This window comes from Streptomyces sp. NPDC051051 (assembly GCF_040682975.1).
Lineage (GTDB): Bacteria > Actinomycetota > Actinomycetes > Streptomycetales > Streptomycetaceae > Streptomyces.
Genome location: NZ_JBFBCB010000123.1, coordinates 1 through 3,746 on the forward strand (window position 1 = coordinate 1; position 3,746 = coordinate 3,746).

At 69.4% G+C, this 3,746-nt stretch carries 4 protein-coding genes and 2 pseudogenes; 2 read left to right on the plus strand and 4 right to left on the minus strand.

The window, feature by feature from the left end; translation table 11 throughout:
- Positions 1–231: 231 nt before the first annotated feature.
- Both AB0N31_RS36275 and AB0N31_RS36280 read right to left on the minus strand, forming a co-directional pair.
- On the minus strand, positions 232–852 hold the full coding sequence (locus AB0N31_RS36275; RefSeq protein WP_366062804.1) for a hypothetical protein: 621 nt from the start codon (positions 850–852) through the stop codon (positions 232–234).
- A gap of 62 nt (positions 853–914) precedes the next feature.
- Positions 915–1,088 carry a hypothetical protein gene (locus AB0N31_RS36280; protein WP_366062805.1) on the minus strand — a complete coding sequence of 58 codons (174 nt, stop codon included), beginning with the start codon at positions 1,086–1,088 and terminating at the stop codon, positions 915–917.
- 96 nt (positions 1,089–1,184) lie between these two features.
- On the opposite strand from AB0N31_RS36280, the gene AB0N31_RS36285 reads away from it, so the two are divergent.
- Entirely contained in the window at positions 1,185–1,838 is a 654-nt protein-coding gene (locus AB0N31_RS36285) for a hemolysin III family protein (RefSeq protein WP_366062806.1), read from the plus strand.
- A gap of 123 nt (positions 1,839–1,961) precedes the next feature.
- Positions 1,962–2,161 (plus strand): annotated as a pseudogene (locus AB0N31_RS36290) (IS5/IS1182 family transposase); the annotation flags it as partial.
- 155 nt (positions 2,162–2,316) lie between these two features.
- On the opposite strand, the gene AB0N31_RS36295 reads toward AB0N31_RS36290, so the two are convergent.
- Positions 2,317–2,820 carry an N-acetyltransferase gene (locus tag AB0N31_RS36295; protein WP_366062807.1) on the minus strand — a complete coding sequence of 168 codons (504 nt, stop codon included), beginning with the start codon at positions 2,818–2,820 and terminating at the stop codon, positions 2,317–2,319.
- A 153-nt stretch (positions 2,821–2,973) separates the two neighbouring features.
- A pseudogene (locus AB0N31_RS36300) lies at positions 2,974–3,214 on the minus strand (serine/threonine-protein phosphatase); the annotation flags it as partial.
- Positions 3,215–3,746: the final 532 nt, after the last annotated feature.

Here is a 3,746-nt window from a genome sequence, read left to right on the forward strand (position 1 = left end):
CCGCGGGGGGGTGTCGGGGCGCGCCGGGGTCGTGGCGCCCGTGGTGGGCGGGGGGGCTTAGTTCATGGGGGGCCGCGCAGCCATGGCTGCGCGACCCCTGATCTGTTGAGGCGGAGGCGGAGGCGGGTGCGACCTCGGCCGAACTTCCTGACCTCGGTTGCTTCGAGCGTCGTCGGGTTCGGGTGCCGCATGCCCGGCGCCTCTGTTCGCGCACTTCGGAGCAGCGGACGGTCAGGAGCCCGTCCAGGCGGCGAGGAAGGCTTGCCGTCCATCCGGATCGTCCCATCTGCGGTCCGCATGCAGAACGCGCCAGGCGGTGAGCTCGAGATCTCGGAGCCACAACTCGCCGATGACCTGTGTCTTGAGGTCGGGCAGACGGTCGGACTCGGCGAGGGCTTGACCGATCACCTCCCCGGCCGCCACGCGTTGGGGCGGAGTCATCTCATCGACGGCCGAGAGGATCTGCCTGGCCAGGGCGGTTCCCTCTCCTTCCAGAGAACGCAGCACCTGGGCCTTCAAGTTGACGGGTAGCAGGTACGCGGTGCCCGACGACCTCCACAGGTCCGACCAGAAGCGTTCTCCTGCCTCGATGGGAGCGGGCAGCGCGGCCAGCAGCCCGAGGAGATGGCCGGTGGCCGCATAGCCGTCGGAGTGGGCGGCTGCGACGACCGCGATGCCGGCGACGCCCTCCACATCGAGCCGGCCGGCCTCGAGATGCGGAGCCAGGTCCAGTTGGTGTTCCAACTGGTCTGTGAGGGCGGTGGATACGTGGGGGCGGACCTCAGGAAGCATCGGCGATCCTTGCGCGTAGGCGAGCGGAGATGCCCGTTCGTAAGCCTTGATCTTTCCCATGGCCGGCCGTTCTACTCGGCTTCGGCAGGCCCGATTGGCGGGAGGAGCAACGGGGCTGGAGTTCACGCGGTGGCGAGCCGGCCCGGGCCCGGCGACGTGGCTCTGGACCGACCTTCCATGAACGCCGCCGGAATGAGGTCTTTTAGCATTACCGCATTGCTGCCAGTGACGCCCAGTCGCCCGAGGGAGAACGAGAAGCTGTGTCCCGTGATGCCGCTGAAGTCGAATACGGTCACGTCGCCTCAGCGCGTGGAGAACGCCGTGAGGACGGGCTACCCGACGGATCGCAAGGCGGACATGCAGGGGAGAAGGCTCACTCGATCTCCGCCCTGGTGGAGCGGGCGGCCGACCTGGCCGAACCGATCAAGCCGAAATTGCGTGGCTGGCTCCATGCCGGAATGGTCCCCGCCGCACTGATCGCGGGCGTCGTACTCATCTGCCTGGCCCGTACTCCGCAAGCAGTCCTGGCCTGCGCCGTGTACTCGGTCACCGCCTGGCTGCTGTTCGCGACGAGCGCCGTCTACCACCGCGGCACCTGGGGACCGCTGGGCGAGGCTCTTCTGCGACGACTCGACCACGCCAACATCTTCCTGATCATCGCCGGCACCTGCACCCCCCTGGCCGTGCTCCTCCTCCGGCCGGAACAGCGGTCCACGCTGCTGTGGATCGTATGGACCGGGGCATTGGCCGGCATCGTGTTCCGGGTCCTGTGGGTCGGAGCTCCGCGCTGGCTGTACACCCCGTGTTATCTGGCCCTGGGGTGGGCACCGGTGCGCTACCTGCCCGACTTCCTGCACACCGGCGGAGCGGCCGTAGTCGTCCTGATCGTTGTCGGCGGTCTCCTCTACAGCGCGGGCGCGGTCGTCTACGCCCTGCAGCGGCCCGACCCCTCACCCCGCTGGTTCGGTTACCACGAGGTCTTCCACGCCCTGACCGTGGCAGCCTTCACCGCGCACTACATCGCCATCTCCCTGGCCACCTACTGAGGGCGACGGCATCCGGGTTTGCGCCGCTGGTCACACGCGTTGCCGCGTGCTGCACCGCGAACGGGTCGGGCGGGGCCGAGGCGTCGGTCCGTAGCTGACCCGCGACGGAGGAGTCTCGAGTTCGAGGACCAGATCGCTGTCGACGGCTCGATCACCAAAGCCCCCGGAGGCGGCGAGGCGGCCGGGCGTTCCCCGGTCGACCGCGGCAGAACCGGCCTGGAAGCTCGGGCATGACGGACGGTTACGGCATTCCGCTGGGCCGCCTCCTGGCCGGGGCCGACCGACACGACTCCCCGTTGCCCGCGCCGACCCTGGACCGCCTGGATGACCTTCGATACCAGGGCCTCCTGATGCTCGGTGATTCGACACCAGCGAGCTGTTCAGGAGGCCCTCCTCGCATGCACCGAGCACCCGACGACTACCCATGCGAGGCGTCTGTTCGATCACCAAGTCCCAAGAGCCTTACGACAACAGCTGCTTACGCGTCGGGATGTTCCGGCAGGGCGAGCCAGTCCGACCAGGAGATCTCGCGGCCGAGGAAGCGCGGCTGCTCGAACGGCCAGTCGGCGGCGATCCACTGCGGCACCAGCGCGTCGAGGGCTTGCTCGACCTTGCTGCCCACCAGCTCGTCCACCACCCACCAGGAGATCTCGCCGTCGGCGCCGGCCCTCTCCGGTGGGTCGATGTAGACGCAGCCGAGCAGAGCTGTCTCCGCCGCGTCGAACAGCGCGTAGTTGAAGGACTGGTGTGCGGCGATCTCCTTCTCGTGCCGCAACAGGTCGGCCTGGTCGCCCTCGTAGGTCATGGTGGGCGCGGGCCAGCCCCAGGCCGGGCCGAAGATGGTCCACAGCCGCTCGCGCGAACCCATCACAGCCGGATAGTCGAGCGGGGTGTCCGCCTCCCGGATCGGCCGCAGGTGATGACCGCCGCCCCGCAGCGGTACCAGGACGGGGTGGACGAAGTCATCGGGAAGCCAGCTCATGGCGCCCGACCGTAGCAGCGCGCGGCCGTCCGCTCCCCCGAATTCTCCCCGTACCGCCAAGCCCTGCTCTCATGCCGGGCAGGGCCCGCGATCAACCGATCGAGACTCCCGTTCGATCGACGGACTCCGTGATCGGTAGGGCAACGGCTTCTGGGCCAGGGCGTGCGCGGGCTCGCCGATCTCCCGCATCACCTCCGCGTCCGGCGCCGCGGGCAGGAACAGTTCGAGGAGCCCGATGGCGTCCCCGCGGTTGGTCACCGGGGGCGACGATCCGCAACAGCGCGCCCTCGCCCTTGTCCTCCATGCTCGGGCGCTGGGTGCGGATCACGTCGTCGTACAGGGTGCCGCGCAGCGTGATGCGCCGGGCGGGTTCATCGGTGTCGACGCTGCCCGCCGCCGCCAGCGTCCCCGCCAAGGTCATCGCCCTGCCCCGGCCACGCCCGTTCTCCGGAGTACGACTGGTCGGCCCACCGCCTCCAGGCTCGCATACGGCCACCGTTGCTCCTTGCCGCTCGCCGGCACTCAGAGGTTCGGTCCCGGCGGCGCGAGGGCCCGCGCCAAAAGCCCTGTGCCGAGCAGGTGGTAGGGCACCACGGTGCCCTTGGACGGTGTTCCACTCGGCCAAGCGCCCGTTCCTTCTCGCTGGCTGCTTGCTCGTTCTGGTCGATGAGGTGGTGCTTTACGGCGTCGGCGAACGTGGTCGCCTCGGTCGTGCCCGGTGGTCTTGTCGCTGGTGTCGGCGTACAGGTGGGTGGCTGCCGACTCCCGTGCCCGGCCGCGATGCCGGCGAGACCGCGAGCGGAACCGGCGGCCGGGCTGCCGGGCCGTGACTCAGGCGTCGATGATGACGGGGATGATGAGGGGTTTGCGGCGGTGGGTGCGGAAGGCCCAGTTGGCCACGGCGCGGGCGATGAGTTGTTCGAGTT